Genomic DNA, 569 nt, shown 5'->3' with positions numbered 1-569 from the left:
GTTATCCCCATTGGCGCAAACTGTCGCGATTCAAGCCTGATCAGAGCAATGTATGCACGCTAAAATGATTGAATATATTAATATATTTTTGCAGGTTGTTGAACAGGGTAGCTTTACTAAGGCGGCCGATGTTCTGCAACTTCATCGCCCTGCCGTGAGCAAAGCGATTCAGCAGCTTGAGGATGATCTCGGGGTGAAACTGATCCACCGTACCACCCGCAAGCTGAGTGTCACCGCAGAAGGCGACGACTTCTATCAGCGTTCAAAGCATCTCTTGGCTGAAGTGAACGATATGATGGCAAACTTCTCACCCACGCTCCCTCCGCGTGGGCGTCTTACGCTGGATATGCCGCTGGCGCTGGCGCATAGCATTCTGATCCCTCATCTGGCGCAGTTTAAAGCGCTGTACCCTGATATTGAGGTCGTTCTGGTCTCCTCGGATAAGAAAACCGATTTAATTAGCGAAGGCGTCGACTGCGTTGTGCGCCTGGGAGAGTTGACGGATTGCAGTTTTATCTCCAGACGGCTGGGCGATATCCGCATGGTCACCTGCGCGGCCCCTTCCTATC

At 52.0% G+C, this 569-nt stretch carries 1 protein-coding gene; it reads left to right on the top strand.

The window, feature by feature from the left end; genetic code table 11:
* Window positions 1-64: 64 nt before the first annotated feature.
* A partial coding sequence (locus tag WH277_RS05560) for a LysR family transcriptional regulator (RefSeq protein WP_445235313.1) occupies window positions 65-569 on the top strand: 505 nt, incomplete at its 3' end.

Source organism: Erwinia sp. MYb416 (assembly GCF_037479575.1).
GTDB classification, from domain to species: Bacteria; Pseudomonadota; Gammaproteobacteria; order Enterobacterales; family Enterobacteriaceae; genus Erwinia; species Erwinia rhapontici.
The sequence above is the reverse complement of the archived record's forward strand: the minus strand, read 5'-3'. Positions and strand labels throughout refer to the sequence as shown.